Raw genomic sequence first — 19521 nt, 5'->3', positions numbered from 1 at the left:
GAAGCTTCCTGGCAACGTTGTCATCCCCGCTCGCGGCGCCACCCCGCCAGGTCCGGCCGCCGCTTTCAGATCGGAGTTCGCATGGCGGAGGAGTACGGCATCACCGCGGATGTCGAGCCCGCGGAGGTGGCCGCCGTTTCGCGGCGCCACCTCCTGACCGCCGGGACCGGGCTGCTGGCCGGGTTCGGTCTCGCGGCCGTCCTGCCCGGGGTCGCGTCCGCGTCGCCCGTGGCCGCCGACGGCCGGGCGCCGACGACCGACCTGGCCCTGTTCCGGCCGGTGCAGGTGTCCTCGACCGACTACGCCGCCACCCCGGGGGAGTTCGCCGTCGACGGCCTCGCCCAGGTCGGCGTCAGGGGCTCCGGCTGGCGCGCCACCCCGGGCGACGGCCAGTGGATCGTCGTCGACCTGCAGGGCCAGTGCCGGATCGACTCGGTCGTGCTGACCTTCGAGGCCCGGCCCGGCGACCCGGCTTTCGACGGCACCGCTTCCCGCAGCCACACCAGCGGGTTCGAGATCCAGTCCAGCTACGCGACGGCGTTCGACCTCGACGTCTCGGGCGACGGCCGGGCCTGGCGCACCGTCCACCACACCGACGCCGGCACCGGCGGCGTCGTCACGATCCCGCTGACCGCGGTCACCGCGCGCTGGGTCCGCTTCACCGCGGCGAGCCGCTCGACGACCAACCCCCTGGGCCTCAACGGCTTCCAGGTGTTCGGCACCGGCCCGCAGAACCGGCCGGCGGTGCACGGCTGGACCAGCTTCCCGGTCCGCCCGCACGACGACCCGCCCGCGCTCTCCGTCGCGGCCGACGGCACCGTGCCGCTCGAGTCCGGCTGGGTCCTCACGATGGACGACTGGGCGCCGACCGGGGACGGCACGGCGCTGTCCGGGTCCACTGTGGACACCCGAGGCTGGCTCCCGGCGACCGTTCCCGGCACGGTCCTGGCGTCGCTGGTCGAACAGGGTCAATTGCCCGACCCGGTCTCCGGCATGAACCAGCTCCACGTCCCGGAAGCGCTGTCGCGCCACGCCTGGTGGTACCGCCGCCGCTTCTCACTCCCGCGCGGCCTCGACACCTCGGCGGGCCGGCACGTCTGGCTCGAGTTCGACGGCGTCAACCACGAAGCGCGGATCTGGCTCAACGGCGCCGAAATCGGCACCCAGAGCCACCCGTTCGGCCGCGGCGCCTACGACGTCACCGCCGCCCTGCGCCGCACCGGCGACCAGGCCCTCGCCGTGAAGATCTCGCCGATGCCGCGGCCCGGCAGCCCCAGCGACAAGGGCCCGAACGGCAGCTCCTGGGTCGACGCGGGCAGCACGATGTTCGACAACTCGCCGACCTACCTCGCGGTGTCCGGCTGGGACTGGATGCCCGCGGTGCGCGACCGCGCGTCCGGCATCTGGGACCACGTGCGCCTGCGCTCGACCGGCGCCGCCGTCCTCGGCGACGTCCGCGTCGACACGAAGGTGCCCGACGCCGCCACCGCCGTCGTGACGCTCACCGTGCCGGTGCGCAACGCCGCGCCGACGGCCCAGCGCGTCAAGGTCAGCGCGGCCTTCGGCCCGGTGAACGTGTCGGCCACGGTCACCGTCCCGGCCGGGCAGACCACCGACGTCGTGTTCCCGGCGCAGCAGGTCAAGAACCCGAAGCTGTGGTGGCCCAACGGCTACGGCGACCCGAACCTCTACGACCTCACGCTCACCGCCGCGATCGGCGCGGCGACCAGCGACCGGCGGACGTCGAAGATCGGCCTGCGCCAGATCGGCTACCAGTACGACCTGCCGATCGTCATCGCCGACGGCCGGGCGACCCAGTCCGTCGACCTCGCGCCGCAGAACGCCCGGTTCGTCCGGATGCAGGGGCTCAAGCGCGCCACGGGCTGGGGATTCTCGCTCTGGACGATGTCCGTGGTCGACAGCGCGAACGCGGGGACGGACCTGGCCCAGGGCAAGACCGCGACGTCGCTGTCGGTGGCCGACGGCAACCCGCCCGAGCGGGCCTTCGACGGCGACCCGAACACCCGCTGGACGTCGGCCTACGACGACAACCAGTGGCTGCAGGTCGACCTCGGCGCCGCGACGGCGTTCGACCGCGTCGTGCTGACCTGGGAGACCGCCTACGCGGCGACGTTCAAGATCCAGGTGTCGCAGGACGGCGACACGTGGACCGACGCCGCGTCGGTGGACAACAGCCCGAAGCCGCTGACCTTCCTCGTCAACGGCGTCAAGATCTTCGCCCGCGGCGGCAGCTGGGGCTGGGACGAGCTGCTGCGCCGGATGACGCCCGAGCGGACCGACGCCGTCGTCGCGATGCACCGCGACATGAACTTCACGCTGATCCGCAACTGGGTGGGCTCGTCGTACCGCCAGGAGCTGTTCGACGCCTGCGACAAGTACGGCATCCTGCTGTGGAACGAGTTCTGGGACGGCTGGTCGACCGACCCGGCCAACCACGACATCTTCCTCGCGCAGGCGAAGGACACCGTGCTGCGCTACCGCCACCACGCGTGCGCGACGGTCTGGTTCGGCTGCAACGAAGGCACGCCGCCGCCGGCCATCGACAACGCGCTGCGGGACATCGTCCACGACAACACGGACCTGCTGTACCAGGGCAACTCGGCGGGCGGCGTGATCACCGGTGACGGGCCCTACTACTGGCAGGACCCGAAGCGGTACTTCACGGGTGAGGCGACCGGCGGCAAGTACGGGTTCTGGAGCGAGATCGGGCTGCCGACCGTTTCGGTCGTCGAAAGCATGCGCAACCTCGTCGGCGAGGGCGACCCGGGCTGGCCGATCGGCGCGCCGTGGTTCCTGCACGACTGGTCGACGGCTGGCAACCAGTCGCCGCAGAGCTATCTGGCGGCGATCGACGCGCGGCTCGCGCCGTCGACGAGCCTGGCGGAGTTCTGCCGCAAGGCGCAGTTCGTCAACTACGAGAGCATGCGCGCGATCTTCGAGGCGTGGAACACGAGGCTGTGGGCCGACGCCACCGGCGTGCTGCTGTGGATGTCGCACCCCGCGTGGCACAGCACGGTCTGGCAGACCTACGACTACGACCTCGACGTCAACGGCAGCTACTACGGCGCGCGCAAGGGCTGCGAGGCCCGGCACGTGCAGGCCGACCTGACGACGTGGCAGGTCCGGGTCGTCAACCACACGCCGGCCGCGCTGGGCGGGGTGACGGTCACCGCGCGGCTGTTTTCCTTGGATGGCGCGACCCTCGGGGCGGCGCAGCAGCAGAAGCTCGACGTGGCGGCGAACGTCGGCGCGACGGCGTTCACGGTGCCGTTCGACGCCGCGCACCCGGACCTGCACCTGCTGCGCCTGACCCTGACCGACGCGCGCGGCGCGGTGCTGTCGGAGAACACGTACTGGCGCTACCGCGGCGACACGGCGATGCGCGCGCTCAACCAGCTCCCGGGCGCGCGGCTGACGTCGTCGCTGAAGGCCGACGGCGACGCGTACACGGCGACGATCCGCAACGACGGCAAGACGGTCGCGGCGATGATCCGGCTGTCGCTGCGCGAGCGCAACGGCACTGACCGCGTCCTGCCGACCCGCTACGGCGACAACTACTTCTGGCTGCTGCCGGGGGAGAGCCGCACGGTCCGCGTCGAGCCGCGGCGGCGCGTGCCGAACGCCCGGCTGCTGGTGGAGGCCTACAACGTGGCGGCGAAGGTGATCTAGCCGCGTTTTTGTCGGACCCCGCCGCTACGCTCGCGGGGCCCGCGAGCGAGGAGTTCCGGTGCGTGGCTGTGGGTCGCGATCCGGAGCGAGTGGAGGGGTGCCGCGCGTTCTCCTCACCGTCCGCCGACGACCAGCCCGGAGCCGATCCGGGTCTCGGTTCTCCTCGCTCGCGGGCCCGGCACGGGGGAGGGGTGGGTCATCGACGAGCTGTACCGGCTGGTGCTGGCCAGGGTGGCGTACGAGGACGCGTTCTTCGCCTGGCCACGCCCGGCCCGGGAGCGTTACGTGTCGTTGCTGCGGCGCGCGGATCCGGCGTGGGCACCGGGTTTCCTGCGCTGGCTGCGCACGGCGACCCCGATGCGCTACCCGGCACTGGTCGGGGCGGCGGCGTTCGTGGCCGGACGGCTGGAGCGGGGCGAGCACGGGGTGTCGCGCCAGGTGATCACCTCGGTGCTGCACCGAGCCGACGACCCGGGCCACCTGCTGGCCCATTGGGCGGCGGCGCACGGGCCGTCGCTGCCGAAGCCGGTGAAGCGCGCGGTGGCGGACGCGGTGACGCACCTGTACGACGAGCCGGCGTTGGTGGCGTACGACGACGGTGGTCACCACTTCGAAGTGGGCTTCGTTCAGGGTGACCTGCCTCGGTACGGCGGAATCGGGACACCGCGGCCGTTGCGGTTCGGTGAGGTGATCAGGCTGGTCCACCCGCGGGCCCGGGATCGTGAGCAGGGCGATCTGTTCCGGCATGCGTTGGCCCGGCGGCACGGGAAGGTGCGGACGATCCCGGCGACGCTGCCGCTGGTGCGCAGCTGGGCGGGCTTGCCGCGGATCGCGGATCCGCTCAGCCGGGCGCTTTCGCCCGAGCGGCTGCTGGTAGGCCAAGCTGCCGGGACAGCAATCGATCTTGCGACGGCGGTCGGGCCGATGCAGGTCGTCGCCGGGCTTCGGTCGGGTAGTGGCCAGCCGCCACCCGGGCGACTGCTCGCCCGGCTTCGGCACGCCGGGGCCTCGTCGCACGCCGGAACCCTCGTCGCCGCCCTGCCCGTGTCCGATCTGGTGGCCGACCCGAGCGCCCGAGCCCGGCTGGAACCGCTCATCCCGCACCTTCCCCTCACCCTCCTCCTCGCCCACCTGCGCCGGTTCGACGCCGCCGGGATCGGGTTCGAGACCGCCATGGCCGTCGCCGCGCGGATTGCCGATCCCGCCGAAGTCCGCGCCTCCGGGCTGGGGCCGCTGCGGTTCGCCGCCGCTTGGGGCGCGGTCGACAGCCGGCGGTGGGAACCCGCGCTGGCCGCCGGTGCCCGGCACAGCCTCGGTGCCGTCCCGCGGCTGGGCGGGCGCACCCTCGTCGTCGTCGAACCGGGCAGCGACGCCCGGATCGTCTTCGGGATCGCCCTCGCCCAGCGGTGCGACGACGCCGACCTCGCCGTGCTCGGCGGCGGGCGGTTCCCGCTCGACCCGGACGAGTCGCCGCTGCACGCCCTGATCCGCTGGCACTCCACCGACCTCTGCGGCACCCCGGACCGCCCGACCGGGCACGATCGCGTCGTCCTCGTCACCGAGCAGTTCGACGAGGCGCCGGACGTGCCCGCCGGGGTCCCGCTCTACGTCTGGGAGACCCGGCGCCACAGCGGGTACGAACCCGAGGTCGCGGGGCGCGTCTTCCGCGGGCTCGGCGACGCCTCCTTCCGGATCATCCCCTGGTGGGAGGAGTTCGTCGCCGACGACCAAAACGAATACTGATTTCGTGCCGCCGGACGAACTAGGCTGACGTTCTCGCGCCTAGCTTCGGGAGGTGCTCGTTTCGGTGAACCTGCGCCCGCACGCCAGCCTCGGCCGCGTCCTCGACGACCTGGGCGGCACGCTCCTGGACCTCGTGCTCGGGGACGGCGACCGCCCCGGCGGCATCGGCGGCGTCGCCATCCACGACCCCTTCGACGAGCCCGCCCTGCCCCAGCACGCCCTGATGCTGGGCGTCGGCCTCGCCGAACCGGACGAGGTGGTGCGCCAGCTGCGGACCCTGGCCCGCCACGACGCGGCCGGGCTCGTGCTGCGCGCGCCGGTCACGGTCACCGCGGCGATCACCGCCGCCGTCGAGGAGACCGGCGTCGCGCTGCTGGCCCTGGCGCGCGGCGCGTCCTGGGCCCAGCTCGCCGCCATGCTGCGGTCGCTGCTGGCCGAAGGCGACGTCGGCGACGCCCAGCCCGAAACCCTGGCCGGGCTGCCCTCGGGCGACCTGTTCGCCGTCGCCAACGCGATCGGGGCGCTCATCGACGCCCCTGTCACCATCGAGGACCGCCGTTCGCGCGTGCTCGCGTTCTCCGGCCGCCAGGACGAAGCCGACCCGTCGCGGGTCGAGACCATCCTGGGACGGCAGGTGCCCGAGCGGTTCTCCCGGATGCTGGCCGACCGCGGCGTGTTCCGCGAGCTCTACCGCAGCGACCAGCCGGTGTACGTCGACCGCCCGCCCGAAAGCCTTGACGGCTTCACGATCCCGCGCGTCGCCGTGGCGGTCCGGGCCGGCGACGAGATCCTCGGCTCGATCTGGGCCGCCGTGCGCGAGCCGCTGACGCCCGACCGCACGCAGGCCCTCTGCGACGCGGCCCGCCTGGTGGCGCTGCACCTCCTGCGCGTCCGGGCGGGGGCCGACGTCGAACGCCGGCTGCGCGCTGACCTGGTGAGCACGGCGCTCGAGGGCGGGGCGGCGGCCCGAGAGGCGCTGAGCCGGCTGGGGCTGGCCGACCAGCCGGTCGTCGTGCTGGCGCTGGCGGTGCTCGAGAACGGCGCCGAAGACGCCGAACTCGCCACCGAACGGCAGCGGCTGGCCGACGGCCTGGCGATGCACCTGACCGCGGTGCACCCGCGCTGCGCGGCGGCGCTCGTCGGAGACACCGCGTACGGGCTGGTGCCGGTGACCCGCGACGCCGACGGGGAGCGCCGCGCCCTCCGGATCGCGAACGACTTCCTGGACCGGGTGGGCGACCGCGTCCGGGCGGTGGTCGGGATCGGGCCGGTGGCGCGCAGTGCGGCCGAGCTGCCGGAGGCCCGCGACAGCGCGGACCGGGCGTTGCGGGTGCTGCGGTCGGGCAGTGGGTCGGGCAGTGGTCCGGGCCGCCGGGTGGCGTCGCTGGCCGACGTGCACGTCGAGGCGCTGCTGCTGGAGCTGCAGGACCTGGTCGCCGCCCGCGGCGACCGCCCGACCGGCCCGGTCGCGCGCCTGCTGGACTACGACGAGCAGCACCACGCCCACCTGGTCGAGACGTTGCGAGCCTGGCTCGACGCCTTCGGTGACGTCATCGCCGCGTCGGCCGCGGTCCACGTGCACCCCAACACGTTCCGGTACCGCCTGCGCCGCCTCGCCGAGGTCGGCGGCTTCGACATGACGGACCCCGAAGCGCGCTTCGCGGCGATGCTCCAGCTCCGCGTGGTGGCCCCACCCGCCTCTTGACCGTGTGCCACCAGGCATCTCACGTGATCCGAGGGGCATCTCGCGTGATCCGAAGGGCATCACGCGTGTGACGGGCATCAGCGCGATGCCCCGCCAATCACGGGTGATGCCCCGCTAATCACGCGTCATGCCTTTCTGGACACGCGTGATGCCTCTTCGAGCACGTGCGGCGTCCGAAATGTCGGTGATTAACTACCGACTTCTGGACCACACTTGGTCGGTTACCTACTTTCGACCGGTGTGCGACACCTTCGGGGCATGTGAACCTGCACGGACTTCACGTCAGGTGATCAAGTTTCCACGGAGGTGTACCGGGTGTCACGCAAACGGGTCATCGCAGGGACGGCGGCGGTGGGTGCGGCTGTCGTCGTGACTTCGCTGCTCACGACCGGCTCGCCGGCCTACGCGACCATCGCGCAGCCGTCGATGCAGGCGCTGAACTCCCTCGCGATGCCGTTCGGCAGCGTCGTGCGGTCGCAGCAGGAGATCGACGGCGTGCCCGTGTTCGGCGGCCAGCTGGTCCAGATTCGCGACAAGGCCGGCGCGGTCCTCGCGACCCACGGCCGCACCACGAAGAAGACGGCGGGCGCGTTCCCGGCCACCGCGACAGGCGCTTCGGACGCCGCCATCGCGGACGTCGCGAAGCGCACCGGCCTCGCCGCCGCCACGCTGAGGGCCGACGCGCCGCGCGCGTACTGGTACGACGCCACCCTCGGCGGCGCGAAGGGCGACGGCGTCGCGGTGCCGACGTACCAGGTCACCGTGCACGGCAAGAAGCTGAACGACAAGTGGACCGAGGTCGTCAAGGCCGGCACCGCGGACGTCCTCACCTCGTGGTCGGAGGTGCGCGAGGCCAACCGCGACGTCTGCGACGCGAACCACAAGGTGGTCAGCGGCAGCACGGAATCCGTGCGCTGCGGCACCTCGTTCGAAGTCACCCGCAAGGAAGGCGGCGCCGAGTCGAGCGTCGCCGACGTCAACCACGTCTACGACTTCTTCGGCCAGGCCTCGGACTTCTACCAGAAGTACGTCGGCGTCGACCTGACGAACCTGATCGGCGCCGACTTCTCCGACGGCACCGGCAAGGCGCTGCGCGGCACCGTCCGGATCTGCGTCGACGGCGAGTGCCCGTTCGCGAACGCCTTCTGGGACGGCGAGCAGATGGCCTTCGGCGAGGGCGTCACCACCGACGATATCACCGGCCACGAGCTCACCCACGGCGTCACCCAGCACACCTCCGGGCTCAGCGGCGGCCAGGCCGACTCGATCAACGAAGGCCTGTCGGACGTCTTCGGCAAGTTCATCGGCATCACCTCGAACGACCCCAACGACACCGGCGACAACCGCTGGCTGCTCGGCGCGGGCTCGTCGCTCGGCGCGATCCGCAACATGAAGGACCCGCGCTCGTCACTCTCCCCGCAGCCGGACATGGTCAACGGCCCCGGCTGGCAGACGAACAACCCGGACGAGCACATCAACGACGGCGTCGTCAACAAGACCGACTACCTGATCACCGACGGCGACACGTTCAACAACCAGACGGTGCGGGGCCTCGGTCTCGACAAGTCCGTCCAGATCTGGTGGGGCGTCGAGAACACGCTCACCCCGAGCGCGACGTTCAAGGACGTCGGCGAAGCCCTGAACTCCTCCTGCGCGGCGCTCGCCAAGGCGGGCACGGCGGGCATCACCACCGACGACTGCACTCAGGTGGCCAACGCCGTAAAGGCCACCCAGCTGGACCAGGACCCCAGCTGATCCGTCGCTGAAGACCGAAGGCCACCCCGGACGACCGGGGTGGTCTTCGGCGTTTCCGGGCGGAAATCCGGTTGGCGGCGCGGAAATCCGCCGTTACGCTGCCCGGAGTCCAAGATCGCGTCGAACGAAGGGAGCCGGCCGTGCGCGTCGCCGTCGTCTCCCGTCCGCGGTCCGAGGTGATCCTCGTGTCTTCGCGCTCCCGGTGCCTGCCGCGCGGCACGCACCGGACTCCGTGACGCGTCCTTTGTGGACCTGTGCGTCGCGGGGAATCGCGCCGCCCTGACCAGGATCGGCCACGAAGGACCGCGCCATGCGCACCCACGACCTGACCACCGTCCGCAACCTGGGCATCCTCGCCCACGTCGACGCGGGCAAGACCACCCTCACCGAACGCATCCTCCACCGCACCGGAACCACCCGCAAAACGGGCGAGGTCCACGACGGCACCACCGTCACCGACTTCGACCCGCAGGAACGCGACCGCGGCATCACGATCTTTTCCGCGGCCGTCAGCTGCGCGTGGGCCGGCCACCGGCTCACCCTCATCGACACCCCCGGGCACGTCGACTTCACCGCCGAAGTCGAGCGGGCGCTGCGGGTGCTGGACGGCGCCGTCGCCGTGTTCGACGGCGTCGCGGGCGTCGAGCCGCAGAGCGAAACCGTCTGGCGCCAAGCCGATCGCCACGGCGTGCCGCGTATCGCCTTCGTGAACAAGCTCGACCGCGCGGGCGCCGACCTCGACACGGCGGTGGCGTCGATCCGGGCGCGGCTGCACCCGGCGCCGCTGGTCGTGCAGCTGCCGATCGGGCGCGAGGACGGCTTCACCGGCGTCGTCGACCTGGTGCGCCCGCCGGTGGACGCCTCGGCCGAAGCGCGACGACGCCGTCGCGTGCTGGAGGAGGCCGTCGCCGAGCTGCATCCGCTGGCGCTGGAAGAGTTCTGCGCCACGGGGACGATCTCGGCGGAGACCTTGGAGAAGGCCCTGCGGGAGCTGACGCTCAGCGGCGACGGGCTCGTCGTGCTGTGCGGTGCGGCTTACCGTGACCGCGGGATCGAGGCGCTGCTCGACGCCGTCGTGGCCTACCTGCCGTCACCGTCGGACGTCCCGCCGGTGCGCGCCGACCGGCCCGCCGACCCGGCGGCGCCGCTGGCCGCGCTGGTGTTCAAGGTCGTCGCGACGACCACCGGACGGCTGACGTACCTGCGGGTGTACTCGGGAACGCTGCGGAAGGGGGACCAGGTGCGGGACGCGGGGCGCACCGAGCGGATCGCGCGCGTCCTGCGCGTGCAGGCCGATCGGCACGAGCCGGTGGACAGTGCGGTCGCCGGCGACATCGTGGCGGTGGCCGGGCCGAAGGCGGCGCGCGTCGGCGCCACGCTCTGCGCGCCGGACGCCCCGGTGCTGCTGGAGCCGCCGCCGACGGCGGACCCGGTGGTCTCGGTGGCCGTCGAGGCCCGCCGGGCGGGCGACGGCGAGCGGCTGACGTCGGCGTTGGCGCGGCTCGTCGAGGAGGACCCGTCGCTGGTCGTGCGGACCGATCCGGAGACCGGGCAGACCGTGCTGTCCGGCCTGGGCGAGCTGCACCTGGAGGTGGCGGTGGAGAAGCTGCGGCGCGATCGCGGGGTCGACGTGGCGGTCGGGCGGCCTTCGGTGGCCCACCGCGAGACCGTGGCCCGCGGGGTGACCGGGCTGCTGTACCGGCACGTCAAGCAGGACGGCGGGGCGGGCCAGTTCGCCCACGTGGTCCTGGACGTCGCACCGGCGGCCGAGGGGTTCGAGTTCGCCTCGGCGATCGTGGGCGGCCGGGTGCCGCGCGAGTACGTCCGCGCGGTCGAGGCCGGCTGCCGGGACGCGCTGGCCGACGGACCGCTCGGCGGGCACCCGGTGACGGGCCTGCGGGTGGTGCTGACCGACGGGACGACGCACCCGAAGGACTCGTCGGACCTGGCGTTCCGGACGGCGGGACGGCTCGGCCTGCGGGAAGCCTTGCGGGCGTGCGTCATGCGGCTGCTCGAACCGGTCGCCGAGGTGGTCGTGTCGGTCCCGGCCGACGCGGTCGGCGGCGTGCTCGGCGACCTGGCCGCCCGCCGCGGCCGGGTGGCCGGCTCGGCGGTCCGCGGCGGCACGGCGCTGGTGACGGCGACGGTCCCGGTGGCGGAGCTGTTCGGCTACGCGAACCGGTTGCGCAGCCGCACCCAGGGCCGGGGGACGTTCACCGCCCGGCCCGCCGGGTACGCCCCGGTGCCGTAAGCGGTCGGTCGTGAGTGAGGAACAGGGTTCCGACGCTGTTTCTCACTCACGACCAGCCGCGGCAGGCCTAGTTCCGGGGGAGTGACTTCACGGCGGCGAGCAGCGCGTCGACGTCCGCCTCCGTCGTGTACGGCGCGATGCCCGCCCGTACCGCGCCCGTGTCGCCGAGGCCGAGGTGCCGCGAGCACTCGATCGCGTAGAAGCTCCCCGCCGGTGCGTTCACGCCCTGAGTCCCGAGGTGCTCGTACACCGCCTGCGACGCGACCCCGTCGACCGCGAACAGCGCCGTCGGCGTCCGGTGGCGCGAAGGGTCCCCGTACCGGGTCACGCCCGGGATCGCCGCCAACCCCGCGTCGAGCCGGGCGAGCAGGGTGTCTTCGTGGTCCGAAAGCGCCGTCAGCGAAGTGACCAGTCGCGAGCGGCGCGAGCCGGACCCGGGCACGAGACCGGCGAGGAAGTCGATCGCCGCCGTCGTCCCGGCCAGGAGCTCGTACGGCAACGTCCCCAGCTCGAACCGCTCCGGGACGGCGTCGGTCGACGGCAGCAGCTTGTCCGGGTGCAGCGTCTTCAGCAACGACGGCGCCGCCACGACCAGCCCGAGGTGCGGCCCGAGGAACTTGTACGGCGAGCAGGCGTAGAAGTCGGCCCCGAGCGCCGTGACGTCGACCGGTGCGTGCGGCGTCAGGTGGACGCCGTCGACGTACAGCAGCGCGCCCGCTTCGTGCACCGCGGCCGCGATCGCCGGGATGTCCGGCCGGGTGCCGAGCAGGTTCGACGCCGCCGTCACCGCCACCAGCCGCGTCCGCGAAGACAGCAGCCCGGCGACCGCCGACGTCGCCAGGAGCCCGGTCGCCGGGTCGAAGTCCGCCCAGCGCACCGTCGCGCCGGCGGCCTCGGCGGCCTGGACCCACGGCCGGATGTTCGCGTCGTGGTCGAGGCGGGTGACGACGACCTCGTCGCCCGGGCCCCAGTTCTTCGCGAGCGCGCGGGAGAAGTCGTACGTCAGCTGCGTCATGCTGCGCCCGAACACGACCCCGGCCGGGTCCGCCGCGAGCAGGTCGGCGACGGCCTGGCGTGCCTCGGCGACCACGGCGCTCGCCCGGCGCTCGGCGGCCGTGACGACGCCGCGGTTGGAAATCCCGGAGCACAGCGTCCCCGCCACCGCCTCCCCGACGACATCGGGGACCTGCGAGCCACCCGGTCCGTCGAAGTGCGCGGCGGCGAGGGCGGGGAAGTGCTTGCGGATCGTCTGCACGTCGTAGCTCATGGCGTCAGCGTGCCAGGAAGTCAGGATCTGCGGAGGGGCGTGGCCGCGGTGACGGGCAGCTGGGGTGGGGCGGCCACCGGCAGCCGGACCGGGGCCGGGGGCCGCAGGTACCGGCGCAGCCGCTGCGTCGGCTTCTCGACGTAGTCCCAGGACAGCCGGCCGACGACGTAGGAGGCCGGCACGGCCAGCAGGATCAGCAGCCACACCTGCCGCACGCCGGCGAGGATGAGCAGCTGCTGGATCGGGAAGCCCCAGATGTAGGTGCCGTAGCTCCCGTAGACGTGCGGCCCACCGGCCTCGAGCTTCCTCGGCCAGTGCATCGCGAGCGTGATCGCGCCGTAGGACGCGCTGACCGCCAGCAGGTACCGGCTGGCCGGCGTCTGGCTGAGCGCCAGGTAGGCGGCGAACAGCACCACCGCCACCCACGGTCGCAGCGGGATCTTGTCCCGGAAGCCGTGCAGCACCATCCCGAGCGCGAACGGCACCAGGAACGACACCGTCGACCCGATCGGGACGAACAGCAGCGAACCGCCCGCGCCGTGGTATTCGAACGTCGCACGCAGCACGGTGTCGGCGTAGACCAGGCCGCCGAGGACGACGACCAACACCCAGCGCGTCGCGCCGGCCAGCACGACGAGGCCGGCGACGAGCACCAGGCCGTAGCCCAGCAGCTCCATCGGCAGCGTCCAGATCGCGCCGTTCACCGACCACGGGTACGGGTTGTCCGTGAACACCCCGGGCAGCACGTGCTGCAGGTAGAACAGCACGGTCGTGCCGACCAGGTAGCGCCACGTCTGCAGGTTCGTCCAGTAGTCGGACGCGGTCGTCACGAGCGGCCCGATGACGAACACGGTCACCAGCACCACGACCAGGAGCGGGGGCATGATCCGCAGCAGGCGTCGCGCGGAGAACCGCCACCACGACGGGTCGCGCGCCCAGCTGTCCTGGATCTGGTAGCCGCTCATCGCGAAGAACGCCATCAGCGCGATGTAGCCCGGCGACATGTGCCAGGACGCCGGGAAGATCGTCAGCCGCTGCGGGTGCAGCAGGGGCATGCTGTGGTCGACGATGACGGTGATCGCGCCGATCATCCTCAGCCACGCGAAGCCGGTGTTGGGGTTGGCGTGAACTTTTGACGAGATCGGCACGGATCGGGATGTTAGCCCATCCGGCTTCCGTGCCTGGCCCGAACGGCGGAAATGCGCCGGGGCTTTCGGCCGAGCCGGCGGTCAGCGCCCGCGGTTGCGGGCGTGGTCGCGAGCCTGACGCTCGTTGCCGTGCTTGTAGTTGCCCGTCGCGCGGGCCATCAGCAGCTGCTGGTCGTCCCCGCGGTCCGCGGCGGCCAGGAAGCGGGCGGCGGCGGACCCGCGCAGCGTCCCGGCGGGACGGCCGTGGTGGGTGATCGTCACGGTGCCGTGTTCGTCGATGCGGTAGCTGAAGCCGGTCGGTGTCCCCATCCGCCCAGGCTGGCACGGCGGGCAAGCGGTTTTCGGGGTGCGGTCCGGGGGTTTCCCGGATGGCGTCCCCCCGCGGACCCGACAGAATGCGAGGGATGATCAGAGGGGTGCGGGCCAGGCTGGGGAACGCGTACGTGCTGCTGGGCGCCCAGGCGCTCGTGCTGGTGGCGCTGCTCGTGTCGTACAACGACGGCCGGTGGCGGTTCCCCGCGTACCGCGTCGACCTCGACGTCTACCGCCTGGGCTCGGCGGCCCTGCTGCGCGGCGACGCGCTGTACGGCACGCTTCCGCGCACCGGCGACGGCCAGTTCCTGCTGTTCACCTACCCGCCGTTCGCGGCGATCGTGCTGGCCCCGCTCGCGGTGCTGCCGTACTGGGCCGCGTGCCTGGTGGTCACCGTCGGCACCCTCGGGCTGCTCGCGCTGGTGCTGGTCACGGTGCTGCGCGCGCTGGGCGCGCGCAGCGACTGGCGCCGGGTCGGGGCGCTGCTGCTGGCCGCGGAGGTGCTCGAACCGGTCCTGCGCACGGTGTACGCGGGGCAGCTCGACTTGCTGCTGCTGGCTCTCGTGGTGCTCGACGTCCTGGTCGACACCCCGCGGTGGCCGCGCGGCCTGCTGATCGGCCTCGCCGCCGCGATCAAGCTGACCCCGGCGATCTTCCTGCTGTATCTCCTGCTCCGCCGCGACACGCGGGCGGCCGTCACCGGCGTCGTCACGTTCCTGGCCGCGACGGCGCTGGGCTTCCTGCTCGCCGGGACGGACTCGGTGCGGTACTGGACGAGCGCGCTCTGGGACACCGGCCGCGTCGGCGAGCCGACCTACGCCGGCGACCAGTCGCTGCTGGGGCTGCTCGCCAGGGCCGGGGTGCCGGCGGAGGCGCGGACGGCGTGGTGGCTGCCGCTGGTCGCGGTCGTGCTCGTGCTGACCGCGGTGGGCGTGCGGCGCGCGCTGGCCGCGGGGGAGACGGTCGTCGCGCTCGGCCTGAACGCCGTCGGCGGACTGCTCGTGTCGCCGATTTCGTGGACGCACCACTGGGTCTGGGCCGTGGTCGTGCTGCTCGGCTGGGCCGGGCTGGCCCGCCGCACCCGGCGGCGCGCGTTCGCGGCCGTCGCCGGGGTGGGTGCCGTGCTGTTCGTCTCCGGTCCGCAGTGGTGGTGGCCGCGCGGTGGTGAGGTGGAGCGCGACTGGAACTTCGCGCAGCAGCTGACCGGCAACGGCTATGTCCTTTTCGGACTCGCGATGCTGGTCACGGCGGTGCTCGTGCGGTTCCCCCGGTCGGCGGACGACCTCAGCGGCGCCGTGCCGGCCGCCGCCACAGCCAGCCCGCTCCCAGGATGAGCATCGCCGTGCCGAACGCCAGGTCCAGGCAGATCCCCGCGGTGTTCAGCGGCAGTGTGTCGGTGACCGCCTGAGGCAAGGGCAGCAGCCCGGCGAGGCCGACCACGGCGTAGCAAGCTCCGCCGATGACCAGGAACCGGGCGGCCGCGCGCGACGAACGCGTGCAGAACACCGCGGCGGCGCCGGTCAGCAGGTGCACCAGCGTCCACGCCCCCGACACCGCGAAAACCCCGAACAGGGCCCGCGAGGCGCCTTCGCCGACCGAGACCCCCGGCATCAGCTCGAGCGCGCCCAGGATCAGGAACAGCAGGCCGATCAGCATGCCCATGCCCTGGACGGGCTCGGGGCCCCGCTTCGGCGCGCGGGTCTCGGGGTCGGTGGCGGTCATGCTTCCCGGATTCCCCGCGCGCGTCCTTTTAATGCACCGTTTCCGGGGTAACCGGGACGAAATCGGACCGAGGAGCCAGACGATGACCGAGTACCGCCACAGCGCGACCGCCGACATCCCCGCCGACGAGCTGTTCGCGTTTCTGAGCCACCCCGAGAACCTGCCGCGGTACTTCCCGCAGATGAAGGTCGCCGAGCCGAAGGGCGGCGACAGCGTGCACGTCGAGGCCGAGGTCCACGGCAAGCGCGTCACCGGCGAGGCGTGGTTGCACACCGACACGGCGAACCGCTCGCTCTCCTGGGGCGCGGAGGGACCCGACGACTACCACGGCGAACTCCGGATCGCCGAGGACGGCCCCGCGTCGTCGGAGATCACCGTGACGCTGCACAGCGTCCGCGAGGCCGGGAACGGCGAGGTCCAGCAGGGCCTCGAGCAGACGGTGGCCGCGATGACGCACGCGGCGAGCGCCGACGCCGACGTCGAAGCGGCCGAAGGCGAGGGTGGCTGGACGTCCTACGACGCCGGCAAGGACTCGTCGAGCTGAGGCGGGAACGGCCCGTAGGCGTTGGTGCGCGCGCCCCGGGTGCGGAGCGCGGGGACGGCGAACAGGAGCCTGAGCAGGGCGGGAGGTGCGACGCCGCGACCGCGGGCCCGCGCGGCGGCGGCCCGCTTCTCGACCCGCACCTGGTCGGCTTGGACGCGCTCGATCGCGCGGATCCGGTCGGCCTGGACGCCCGCGAGGACCTCGGGGCCGGCGTCGCCGCCGCGCAGCGCGGGGATCAGGCGGTTCGCCGCGGCGACGGCGTCCTGGACCGCCATGAGGATCCCGTTGCCGCCGACGGGGGAGATGACGTGCGCCGCGTCGCCGATCAGCAGCAGACCCGGGCGGTACCAGCGCTCGACGCGGGAGATGTCCACCGAAAGCAAGGTCGTCTCGGCGAAGCCGGTGAGCAGGTGGGCGCGGTCGGCCAGCCACGGCACGCGGTCGCGGAGGAACGCCCGGATCGGCTCGACGCCGCGTTCGCGCAGCGCCGGGTACGCGCCCTTTTCGATGCTGTAGCCCACCTGCCAGTCGCGGACGCCGCCGAGGACGCCGACGTAGGCGTCGCTCCCGAAGTAGAGGTCGAGGTCGGCGTCGGGCGGGTCGCCGGGTGAGCGCGGGAGCCGGAACCAGAGCACGTCGGTGGTGGCGCCGAGCGGCTTCGCGTCGAGGCCCGCGAGGCGCCGCACGGTGGAGAAGCGCCCGTCCGCGCCGACGACCAGCGACGTCGTCAGCTCGCCGCCGCGGTACCGGACGCCGGTCACCTTGCCGTCGGCTTCGAGCAGGCCGGTGACCTTGGCGTTCGTCCGGAGCGTGAACGACGGCAGCGCGGCCGCCCGCTCGGCGAGGAAGTCGAGGAACCGCACCTGCGGCATCAGCGCGACGTACCCGAACGGCGTGTCGAGCCGGTCGTAGTCGGCGCAGCTGTAGACGCCGGACGGCGTGTGGAAGCGGAACGACCGCGCCTTGAAGTGGTCGAGCTCCAGCAGGTCCTGGGCGAGGCCGAGCCGGTCGAGCAGCTCGAGGGTGTAGGGGTGCAGCGAGTCGCCGCGGAAGTCGCGGTCGAAGTCGGAGCGCGCTTCGAGGACCGTGACTTCGATCCCGGCGCGGGCCAGGAGGTAGCCGAGCAGCAGCCCGCCGGGACCGCCACCGGCGATCGCGACGCTCACGCCGTGTCCAATCGGAAAACCGCCATCTCGGGCACGTGTTCGAGGATCTGGGCCGGGGTCGCGTCCTGCGGGACCGGGAACGCCCGGACGGCCCACGGCACCGACATCGCGGCCAGGTAGGTCGCGACCACGCCGGCGGCCTCGTCGCCGTCGACGGTCTCGGCCCGGCAGTCCTGGCGTTCGCCGGCGGCGAGCAGCGCGCAGTCCGGTGTTTCCAGGAGGTTCGCGACCCAGTCGCGGTCGCGCACGGGCGAGACGAGGTAGTGCCCGCCGTCCCGCGCGACGACGGCCAGCGGCACCCGCCGCGGCTCGCCGGTGCTGCGGCCGCGGGTCTCGACGACGCGCAGCGCGTACCCGCCTTCGGGCGGCGCCTCGCCGGGGGTGTCGATCAGCTTGGCGGTCATTTCGGCGTTCATCGCTCGCACGTCCACCCGGTTCACGGTAGCAAAACTAGCTAGATTGTCTAGCTACCCTAGAATGGGCGAGTGGAAGACAGCGTCGCGTTCCGGGTGAACCTCGCCCTCCGGGATCTGCTGGCGCTCGCCCACGACGTCCAGCTGGCCCTGGCCCGGCGCCTGAGCCTCGGCGCGACCGACGTGCAGGCCCTGCAGCACCTGGCCGCGGGCACGCCGATGGGCACGGTCGACCTGGCGCACGCGCTCAAGATCCGCTCCGCGTCGGCGACGGTCCTGGTCGACCGCCTGGAGACCGCCGGCCACGTCCGCCGCGACCGCCACCCCAGCGACGGCCGCCGGGTCACGCTGGTCATCGCGGACGCGGCCCGCACCGAGGTCCGCGCGGCGCTCGCCCCCTTGGTCGACGCGGTGACCCGGCTGACGGCGGAGCTGGAGCCGGGACAGGCCGAAGTGGTGGCGAAGTTCCTCGGGGACACGACGGAGGTCTTGCGCGCTTACGCCGCCGAGCCGCGGTAGGCCGCCAGGACTTCGTCCAGTGACCCGCTCGCGCGGATCCGGCCTTCGTCCATCCAGAGCGCGCTGGTGCACAGCGCACGCAGCAGCTCCTCCGAGTGCGACGCGAACACGAGCGCCCCGGCCCGGCGGGCGAGCTCCACCAGCCGCGAGCGAGCCTTGGCGAGGAACGCCGCGTCGATCGCGCCGAGACCCTCGTCGAGGATGAGGATCTCGGGGTCGATGGTGGTCACCACGCCCAGCGCGAGCCGGACCCGCATGCCGGCCGAGTAGGTGCGCAACGGCAGCCGCAGGTAGTCCCCGAGCTCGGTGAACTACGCGATGTCGTCGACCCGCTTCTCCATCTGCTTGCGGGACATGCCGAGGAACAGGCCGCGGATCAGGATGTTCTCGTGGCCCGAAACCTCGGGGTCGAGGCCCACGCCGAGGTCGAACACCGGCGCGATCCGGCCGGTGACCAGGGCGCTGCCGCGGGTCGGCTCGTAGATCCCGGAAAGCAGCCGCAGCAGCGTGGACTTACCCGCGCCGTTGTGCCCGACCAGGCCGACGCGGTCGCCGTCGCCCATTGACAGCGTGATGTCCCGCAGTGCCTCGATGACGGGGACCTTCGCCTCGGTGCCGATCGCGCCGCCGGCCTCGGTGCGTCAGCCGTCCGCGCAGCCGGGGTTCCGCCCGCCGCAGCAAGCTCGCAGCCGGGAGTCCCTGCAGAAGGTGCTCGCCGCGGCCGAACACGTCCTGGCCGAGCGCGGCCTCGAGGAGTTCACCGTCGGCGCGGTGGCCGAGCGGGCCGGGCTGTCGGTCGGGGCCATCTACCGCCGCTTCTCGGGCAAGGACCAGCTGCTCTACGCCGTGAAAGACGAGCTTCTCGGGCAGTTGGAAGCCGGCGTCGGCGAAGCGCTCCGCTCGGCGGAGCCCGGGCTGCGTGCTGTCGTCGGCGCCTTCACGACGGCTTTGGCCCGCACCTTCGCGACCCGCGACCGGATCTTCCCGGAGCTGCTCGACGGGCAGCGCGCCGACGGGCGTGATCGCGGCTTGCGCGCTCTCGCGGCCATCCAGCAGGCCTTCCTCGAAGCCGCGCACCCCTGCGTCGAGGAGGTCGGACGCCCGGATCCCGCGCTCGCCCTGCGAACGGCCGCGCGCACCGTGATCGGCTCGTGCGTGCACCGGGCGGCCAGCAGCCGGTTCTGGCCCGACGGGCTTACCTGGACCGCGTGGGCCGGCGAAACGACGGAACTCGCCCTCGCCTACCTGACCGGACGTGCGGAGCCGCCCGAACCGGGTTAGCGTTC

The 19521-nt window shown here is 72.9% G+C and carries 15 protein-coding genes and 1 pseudogene; 9 read left to right on the top strand and 7 right to left on the bottom strand.

Translation table 11 applies throughout. The features are described from left to right. Positions 1-81: 81 nt before the first annotated feature. The 5 genes from ABZ342_RS18375 (at position 82) to fusA (ending at position 11144) form a co-directional block, all read left to right on the top strand. Positions 82-3690: a discoidin domain-containing protein gene (locus ABZ342_RS18375; RefSeq protein ID WP_360474219.1), complete on the top strand. Its 3609-nt coding sequence runs from the start codon at positions 82-84 to the stop codon at positions 3688-3690. 219 nt (positions 3691-3909) lie between these two features. Continuing rightward, positions 3910-5433 (top strand): hypothetical protein, encoded by a 1524-nt coding sequence (locus ABZ342_RS18370; protein ID WP_360474217.1) that lies wholly within the window; start codon positions 3910-3912, stop codon positions 5431-5433. A 52-nt stretch (positions 5434-5485) separates the two neighbouring features. After that, on the top strand, positions 5486-7138 hold the full coding sequence (locus tag ABZ342_RS18365) for a helix-turn-helix domain-containing protein (protein ID WP_230862559.1): 1653 nt from the start codon (positions 5486-5488) through the stop codon (positions 7136-7138). A gap of 315 nt (positions 7139-7453) precedes the next feature. Next, entirely contained in the window at positions 7454-8893 is a 1440-nt protein-coding gene (locus tag ABZ342_RS18360) for a M4 family metallopeptidase (RefSeq protein WP_360474214.1), read from the top strand. Positions 8894-9203: 310 nt separating this feature from the next. Then, entirely contained in the window at positions 9204-11144 is a 1941-nt protein-coding gene (gene fusA, locus ABZ342_RS18355; protein ID WP_360474212.1) for an elongation factor G, read from the top strand. 67 nt (positions 11145-11211) lie between these two features. Here fusA and ABZ342_RS18350 read toward each other — a convergent pair whose 3' ends face one another. From ABZ342_RS18350 to ABZ342_RS18340, 3 genes are all read right to left on the bottom strand, one after another. Further along, positions 11212-12411 carry a cysteine desulfurase-like protein gene (locus ABZ342_RS18350; RefSeq protein WP_360474210.1) on the bottom strand — a complete coding sequence of 400 codons (1200 nt, stop codon included), beginning with the start codon at positions 12409-12411 and terminating at the stop codon, positions 11212-11214. A 20-nt stretch (positions 12412-12431) separates the two neighbouring features. Continuing rightward, positions 12432-13559, bottom strand: a complete 1128-nt coding sequence (locus tag ABZ342_RS18345; RefSeq protein ID WP_230862560.1) for an acyltransferase family protein — start codon at positions 13557-13559, stop codon at positions 12432-12434. A gap of 81 nt (positions 13560-13640) precedes the next feature. Beyond that, entirely contained in the window at positions 13641-13868 is a 228-nt protein-coding gene (locus tag ABZ342_RS18340; protein WP_155543788.1) for a hypothetical protein, read from the bottom strand. Between the two features lie 95 nt (positions 13869-13963). Between ABZ342_RS18340 and ABZ342_RS18335 the strand changes: the two genes are divergently transcribed. Then, positions 13964-15205, top strand: a complete 1242-nt coding sequence (locus ABZ342_RS18335; protein WP_360474207.1) for a glycosyltransferase 87 family protein — start codon at positions 13964-13966, stop codon at positions 15203-15205. Here ABZ342_RS18335 and ABZ342_RS18330 read toward each other — a convergent pair. Beyond that, complete coding sequence (locus tag ABZ342_RS18330) at positions 15156-15593, bottom strand: DUF4383 domain-containing protein (RefSeq protein WP_360474205.1); 438 nt, start codon at positions 15591-15593, stop codon at positions 15156-15158. The genes ABZ342_RS18335 and ABZ342_RS18330 overlap by 50 nt on opposite strands. Positions 15594-15675: 82 nt before the next feature. Between ABZ342_RS18330 and ABZ342_RS18325 the strand changes: the two genes are divergently transcribed. Further along, on the top strand, positions 15676-16137 hold the full coding sequence (locus tag ABZ342_RS18325) for an SRPBCC family protein (protein WP_360474203.1): 462 nt from the start codon (positions 15676-15678) through the stop codon (positions 16135-16137). Here the strand turns inward: ABZ342_RS18325 and ABZ342_RS18320 are convergent. Together ABZ342_RS18320 and ABZ342_RS18315 are read right to left on the bottom strand one after the other, a co-directional pair. Next, positions 16107-17303 carry an FAD-dependent oxidoreductase gene (locus tag ABZ342_RS18320; protein WP_360474201.1) on the bottom strand — a complete coding sequence of 399 codons (1197 nt, stop codon included), beginning with the start codon at positions 17301-17303 and terminating at the stop codon, positions 16107-16109. The genes ABZ342_RS18325 and ABZ342_RS18320 overlap by 31 nt on opposite strands. Then, positions 17300-17734: a nitroreductase family deazaflavin-dependent oxidoreductase gene (locus ABZ342_RS18315; protein ID WP_360474199.1), complete on the bottom strand. Its 435-nt coding sequence runs from the start codon at positions 17732-17734 to the stop codon at positions 17300-17302. Before ABZ342_RS18315 ends, ABZ342_RS18320 begins: the two co-directional genes overlap by 4 nt. Before the next feature lie 54 nt (positions 17735-17788). Here ABZ342_RS18315 and ABZ342_RS18310 point away from each other — a divergent pair, with 54 nt between their 5' ends. Continuing rightward, positions 17789-18235 (top strand): MarR family winged helix-turn-helix transcriptional regulator, encoded by a 447-nt coding sequence (locus tag ABZ342_RS18310; RefSeq protein ID WP_360474197.1) that lies wholly within the window; start codon positions 17789-17791, stop codon positions 18233-18235. Here ABZ342_RS18310 and ABZ342_RS18305 read toward each other — a convergent pair. Further along, positions 18214-18864 (bottom strand): annotated as a pseudogene (locus tag ABZ342_RS18305) (ABC transporter ATP-binding protein); the annotation flags it as partial. The gene ABZ342_RS18310 and the pseudogene ABZ342_RS18305 sit on opposite strands and share 22 nt — an antisense overlap. Here ABZ342_RS18305 and ABZ342_RS18300 point away from each other — a divergent pair. After that, positions 18827-19516, top strand: a complete 690-nt coding sequence (locus tag ABZ342_RS18300) for a TetR/AcrR family transcriptional regulator (protein WP_360474195.1) — start codon at positions 18827-18829, stop codon at positions 19514-19516. The pseudogene ABZ342_RS18305 and the gene ABZ342_RS18300 overlap by 38 nt on opposite strands. Positions 19517-19521 lie beyond the last annotated feature (5 nt).

The organism is Amycolatopsis sp. NPDC005961 (assembly GCF_040629235.1).
GTDB classification, from domain to species: domain Bacteria; phylum Actinomycetota; class Actinomycetes; order Mycobacteriales; family Pseudonocardiaceae; genus Amycolatopsis; species Amycolatopsis camponoti.
The sequence above is the reverse complement of the archived record's forward strand: the minus strand, read 5'-3'. Positions and strand labels throughout refer to the sequence as shown.

What these genes read in the sequence shown, in the direction of transcription:
- ABZ342_RS18375 (WP_360474219.1), top strand. Translation starts at nt 82, where the DNA reads ATGGCGGAGGAGTACGGCATCACCGCGGATGTCGAGCCCGCGGAGGTG.
- fusA (WP_360474212.1), top strand. Translation starts at nt 9,204, where the DNA reads ATGCGCACCCACGACCTGACCACCGTCCGCAACCTGGGCATCCTCGCC.
- ABZ342_RS18350 (WP_360474210.1), bottom strand. Translation starts at nt 12,411, where the DNA reads ATGAGCTACGACGTGCAGACGATCCGCAAGCACTTCCCCGCCCTCGCC.
- ABZ342_RS18340 (WP_155543788.1), bottom strand. Translation starts at nt 13,868, where the DNA reads ATGGGGACACCGACCGGCTTCAGCTACCGCATCGACGAACACGGCACC.
- ABZ342_RS18335 (WP_360474207.1), top strand. Translation starts at nt 13,964, where the DNA reads ATGATCAGAGGGGTGCGGGCCAGGCTGGGGAACGCGTACGTGCTGCTG.
- ABZ342_RS18330 (WP_360474205.1), bottom strand. Translation starts at nt 15,593, where the DNA reads ATGACCGCCACCGACCCCGAGACCCGCGCGCCGAAGCGGGGCCCCGAG.
- ABZ342_RS18325 (WP_360474203.1), top strand. Translation starts at nt 15,676, where the DNA reads ATGACCGAGTACCGCCACAGCGCGACCGCCGACATCCCCGCCGACGAG.
- ABZ342_RS18300 (WP_360474195.1), top strand. Translation starts at nt 18,827, where the DNA reads ATGACGGGGACCTTCGCCTCGGTGCCGATCGCGCCGCCGGCCTCGGTG.